This is a genomic window from Halobacterium bonnevillei, from assembly GCF_009831555.1.
Lineage (GTDB): Archaea > Halobacteriota > Halobacteria > Halobacteriales > Halobacteriaceae > Halobacterium > Halobacterium bonnevillei.
In genome coordinates this window covers 1-5,329 of record NZ_WUUU01000198.1, presented here as the reverse complement: position 1 = coordinate 5,329, position 5,329 = coordinate 1, and the positions used below count along the sequence as shown (strand labels likewise).

5 protein-coding genes and 2 pseudogenes are annotated in these 5,329 nt (G+C 69.0%); 1 reads left to right on the top strand and 6 read right to left on the bottom strand.

Features of this window, described 5'->3' with window-relative positions; all coding sequences use genetic code 11:
* Positions 1-243, top strand: a pseudogene (locus GRX66_RS20155) (aminotransferase class V-fold PLP-dependent enzyme); the annotation flags it as partial.
* 152 nt (positions 244-395) lie between these two features.
* On the opposite strand, the gene GRX66_RS16380 reads toward GRX66_RS20155, so the two are convergent.
* From GRX66_RS16380 to GRX66_RS16355, 6 genes and pseudogenes are all read right to left on the bottom strand, one after another.
* Positions 396-1,250: a universal stress protein gene (locus GRX66_RS16380; protein WP_159527481.1), complete on the bottom strand. Its 855-nt coding sequence runs from the start codon at positions 1,248-1,250 to the stop codon at positions 396-398.
* Between the two features lie 67 nt (positions 1,251-1,317).
* Positions 1,318-1,578, bottom strand: coding sequence for a hypothetical protein (locus GRX66_RS16375; RefSeq protein WP_159527480.1), 261 nt, complete (start codon positions 1,576-1,578; stop codon positions 1,318-1,320).
* Complete coding sequence (cydB, locus tag GRX66_RS16370; RefSeq protein ID WP_159527479.1) at positions 1,571-2,575, bottom strand: cytochrome d ubiquinol oxidase subunit II; 1,005 nt, start codon at positions 2,573-2,575, stop codon at positions 1,571-1,573. The genes GRX66_RS16375 and cydB overlap by 8 nt, the downstream gene beginning before the upstream one ends.
* The gene (locus GRX66_RS16365; protein ID WP_159527478.1) at positions 2,568-3,989 is read right to left on the bottom strand and encodes a cytochrome ubiquinol oxidase subunit I; all 1,422 of its coding nucleotides are present in this window, start codon (positions 3,987-3,989) and stop codon (positions 2,568-2,570) included. The genes cydB and GRX66_RS16365 overlap by 8 nt, the downstream gene beginning before the upstream one ends.
* Before the next feature lie 179 nt (positions 3,990-4,168).
* Positions 4,169-4,999, bottom strand: coding sequence for an ABC transporter permease subunit (locus tag GRX66_RS16360; protein ID WP_159527477.1), 831 nt, complete (start codon positions 4,997-4,999; stop codon positions 4,169-4,171).
* A pseudogene (locus tag GRX66_RS16355) lies at positions 4,999-5,329 on the bottom strand (ABC transporter ATP-binding protein); the annotation flags it as partial. The gene GRX66_RS16360 and the pseudogene GRX66_RS16355, both read right to left, overlap by 1 nt.

Genomic DNA, 5,329 nt, shown 5'->3' with positions numbered 1-5,329 from the left:
GGGAACTCGCCGGCCGACTCGCCGACGGCGTTCCGGACGAGCGGCTGCTGAGCCCGTCGACCCCCGAGTCCGGTCTGGTGACGATAGACGTCGACGACCCCGCGCACGGTCGACCGGCTCGCCGACGACGGCATCGTCGTCCGGTCGCTGTCCGACCCGGACGCAATCCGCGCGTCCGTGCACGCCGTGAACACCAGCGCCGAGGTCGACCGGCTGCTGTCGGCGCTGGCGTCGGAGTGGTGACCGAGAGACGGACGGCGCGAGTCGGCGCCGCTCGCATAATCGCTTCTGGAGAACCCGACTGCGGACTGCTGATAGTCGTCTCGGAGCGACGCACGGAACCGGGAACCGTCAGTAGCGTACGCGCGCCGGCGTAACGGCCCCGACGGCGTCAGTTACGGAACGCGCGCCGGCGGCACGACAAGCACGTTCGCGTTCGCCCGCGCAATCACGTCCTCTGAGGTGCTGCCGAGCAGGAGCCGGCGGAGCCGGCTCTGCCCGCGGGACCCCATGAGGACGGTCGTGGGGTCGAATTCGGCTTCGGCCGCCAGAATCTCCTCGACGGCTTCGCCCTCGCGGACCGCGGTGGTCGCGTCGATGCCCATCTGCTCGAGTTCGTCGGCCAATTCGGCCAGTCGCCCTTCGGCGTCCTGGACGCGGTCGGTCTCGCTGTCCGCGCGTCGGCCCGGCGGTGCGACGTGCAGCAGGGTGGCCTCCTGGGTCGGGGTCTGGAGGTACTCGAACTGCTCGAAGGCGTGCTGGGCGTTCTCGGAGAAGTCCGTCGCGTACAGCACGCGCTCGAAGAGGTGCTCGCGTTCGACCTCGTGGTGGTCGTCGCGGCCGCTGATGCGCTGGACGAGCAGCGGCCGGACGGCGGTCCGTGCGACGTTCCGCGCGGTACTCCCGATGTAGCGCTGTTCGAGGGGGCTCTGGCCGCGGGACCCGACGACGATGAGCGCGGCGTTCACCTGCTCGGCGACCCCGTTGATGCGTCGGTGCGGCGTCCCGCGGACCGCTCGCTCGGTGACCGAGAAGCCGGCGTCCTCGAGGATCTGGCGCTGGCGGTCCAGCGCGCGCTCGGTCTGTTTGCCGATGCCGCCGGTCGGCACGCCGGCCGTGACGTTCGGGCTGGTGACGGTCACGAGTTCGATTTCCTCGATGCCGTACCGCTGCAGGCACTCCAGGCAGGTCCGGGAGTTGATCGCGGTCTCGATCGCGTCCGACAGGTCGGTGGCGTAGACTGCACGCATGCGTGGGCGTACGTGCGCAGTATGTATTAGTATTGTGCAATCCGTGAAATCCCGGGGTCCGAGGGGGTCAGTCCTCGTCGAGCGTCGTCGCGCCCTCCGGGCGTCGCAGCGTCCAGCGCCGTATCAGTTCGTTCACGTTGTACAAGAGGATCGCCACTGACACGAGCGTCGTCGCGAAGTACACGACGAGTCCCGGCGGGCCGCCGACCGTCGTCCCCAGGATGCCGCCCGCCAGTCCCGCAATCGTCAACTCCACCCACGTCACGACGATGCGCGAGCCGAGGTGCGGTTCCGGGGGCGGCGACTCGCTCGGCACCGACTCACCCATACGCCTCCTCCTCGTCGAGCGGCCCGCTGAACACGGAGTACAGCACCGCGAAGTACGAGAGGACGACCGGCAGCAGGACGGCAGCCATGATCGTCATGAGGTTCAGCGGGAGCGTCGAGACGATTCCCTCCGACACGGTGATTCCGGTCGCGCGGTCGACGTACGGGAACATCGCGACGGCGACCAGCGCGACGAGGCCGGCGACGAGTCCCGCGACGGCGGCGAACGCGACGTAGTAGCGCTGCCCGCGCACGGCGACGACGTAGCCCGCCGTCAGCACGACCGTGAAAACGACGAGCGCGACGACGACGGGGTGAGCGAGAGCAGGTCTGAGGTCCGGTGCCGTCGCGTAGACGGCCGCGAGCGTCGCAACGACCAGCACGAGGTACGAGACTGCCGCCCTGACGCCGAACGCGCTCGCGTCGTCCCGGAGCGACCCGCGCGTCTTCAGGCCGAGGAACGCGGCGCCGTCGGCGACTGTCAGCGCGACGACCGCCAATCCGCCGAGGGCGCCAGTGAGCGTGACGATGGACGCCGCGCCGACCAGCCAGTTCAACACGAACGCGCCGAGGAGGAAGGGAGTCGTGGCGCTCCCGACGACGAACGCGTATCCCCAGTACCGGCGCCACTGCTCGTCCTCGCGTTCCTCGTACATCTCGGGCGCGAGCCCGCGGAGCCCGAGCGCCGCGAGGATCGCGAACATCAGCAGGTAGTAGCGGCTGAACAGGTTCGCGTACACCGCCGGAAACGCCGCGAACAGCGCGCCGCCGAACACCACCAGCCACACCTCGTTCCCGTCCCAGAACGGTCCGATGACCGACAGCAACACCGCCTCCTCGTGGGGGTCGTCGCGGGTCGCGAACAGGATACCGATGCCGAAGTCGAAGCCGTCCAGGAACAGGAACATCCCGAAGATGAAAAACAGCAACGCGAACCACAGTTCCGGGAGCGGGAGCCCGAACAGGGGGGCCGACGCCAGCGACGCGACACTACTCATCGGCGGACACCTCCGAGGGAGCGGGTTCGTCCGACGCGCTCCGCAGGTCGTCGCCCGCTGGCGGCCCCGCTCGGATGAGTCGTGTGACCACGTACGAGTACAGCGCGAGGAGGAGCACGTACCCCGTGACGAACCCCGCGAGCGTGAACGTCGCCTCGGCGCTCGTCAGGCCCTGCGAGACGCCGTCCGAGGTCTGCATGACGTCCTGGATGACCCACGGCTGCCGCCCCACCTCGGTGACGATCCACCCGACTTCGACGGCGACGATGCCGAGCAGCGACGACCCCATCAACGCCTTGTGCAGGAGGTCGTCCTCGTACAGGTCGCCGCTCCACCACCGGTAGGCGCCCCAGAACGCGAGCAGAATGAACCAGAAGCCGAGTCCGACCATGACGCGGAACGACCAGAAGACGATGGCGACGGGCGGGGCTTCGGTGTCAAACGACTCCAGCCCGCGGATCGTCGCCTGTGGGTCGCCGCCGCTGGCGAGCCACGACGCGCCGCCCGGGATACCGATGCCGAACAGCTCCTTGGTTCGCGGGTCGAGCAACTGATTGAGGTCGGCCGGAAACGCGACGATGTACTCGGGGACGTAGCTGTCGGTCTCCCAGAGGGCTTCCATCGCGGCGAACTTCTGGGGCTGGGTCTCGTAGACGTGGCGCGCGTACAGGTCGCCGTGCAGCACCTGGAGCGGCGCGGTGACGACGAGCGCCACGAGCGCGATCTTCAGCGTGGTCTGCCAGAACTCGGGGTGTTCGACCGGGTACCCCCAGACGTGGTGCCGGAAGACGTAGTACGCGGCGACGCCCGCCATGAACAGCGCGACCGACTCGACGGCCGCGTTCTGCATGTGGAGGAACATGTACTGGAAGCGCGGATTGAAGTACGCCGCCATGGGGTCAGTCAGTTTCACGACCTGCTGACCGCCCTCGACGGCGATCTCGTAGCCGCGGGGGGTCTGCATCCAGGAGTTCGCGACGAGAATCCAGACGGCGGACAGCCACGTTCCGAGCGCAACAGCAACGCTCGAGAGGAAATACAGCGCGTCGGAGACGCGCTCGCGGCCGAACACGAAGATTCCGAGGAACGTCGCCTCGAGCATGAACGCCATCATCCCCTCGGTGGCCAACGGGCCGCCGAACAGCTCGCCCGCCGTCGTCGAGAACGCCGCGAAGTTCGTCCCGAACTCGAACTCCAGCACCAGTCCCGTCACCGTCCCCACGACGAAGCTCACGGCGAAGATGCGGACCCAGAACCGTCGGAGTTGCTCGTAGATGGGGTCCGTCGTCCGGATTTCCTTGTACGTGAAGTAGACGAGGAACGGCGCCAGCCCCATGCTCATCACGGGGAAGATGATGTGGACGATCGTCGTGACTGCGAACTGGAGCCGGCTCGCTAGCACCGGGTCTAGCATGGCGGTACCCCCCGTGTGGACGTCGCGTCGCCGAGTTCCACACGCGTCCGCCAGCGGGCGCATCGGAGCGGGTGCGCCCCGGAGCGCGGGAGGCCGTCGCTACGACAGTGCGGGTAGTCGGCGCGCGACGCCACCTCGAGTGTCGAGAGCGTACTGGTCACGTTCATTGTTGCGTTGTGTCACTGTGACGTGTCAGGCCAGACCGCGAGTGTCGCGGAACCGAGCCCCGCGACCAGCCACCCGAGCAGGCCGAGAGCGCTCACGGCCGGAGCGGCCGTCGCCGCGGACGGGCTGGCTGCCAGCGCCGGCCGTATCGCGACTTCGAGCACGAGGCCGCGGAACGCGCTCGCGGGACTCAAGCCGTTGAACACGGCGATGCCGTCCGCGCTGACGACGTCCATCGAGACGAGCGTGACCAGCGAGAGGTCCAGTCCCACCGCGAGGACGACGATCGCGGCGATGCTCGCGGCGAGGGCCTCGCGTTTCGTGCGCGTCGCCGCAGACACCGACAGCGCGACAGCGGCGGCCACGAGCGCGTACGCCGTCGCGAACAGCACGAACCGAGCGTAGACGAGGGGCGTGTCGCCGGCGGTGTGCGTCGCGAAGAACGTCACGGTGGATTCCGCCCCGAGGCTCGCGACGACGCCCGCCACGCCCAGCGACACGAGCACCACGACGACGAGGAACAGGCTCCGCCCGACGAACACGCCGAGCACGTAGTCGAGCCGCGAGACGTCGTACGTCCGGATTACGTCCAGTTCGCCGCGTTCGTCGTCGCCGCGTACGGACCGGTAGACGTACGCGAACGCCACGGCCGGGACCAGCAGTTCCACCGGCAACAGGAGGTCGTAGGTCAGCGACACGTACCCGCCGGGCGACCCCATCGACGCGCCCCCGAGGCCGACGACGACCCCGAAGAACGCGAGGGCGACCGCGACCGCCATCCGACTCCGGACGAGCGTCCGGAGTTCCCGCTCGACGACGACGAACACGCGGTCGTACCGCCGCATCAGTCGTCACCCCCGGTCGGCGCCGGCTGGCCGACCGCTGCACGGTCCTCCCCGGTGACGGCGACGGAGAACGCCTCGCGGAGGGTCTCCGCGCCGGTGGCGTCGAGGACCGAGTCTGGCGCGCCGTCCAGGACGAACTCGCCGCCGGAGAGCAACAACACGCGGTCCGCGCGCGCTTCGATGGCCGCGAGGTCGTGGCTCGTGAGGAGCACGACGCGGTCGTCGGCGACGATGTCTTCGGCGACGTCGAAGATATGGTCGGCGAGGTCGGGGTCGAGGCCACTCGTGGGTTCGTCCAGCGCCACCACCGGCGGGTCGCCGACGAGCCGC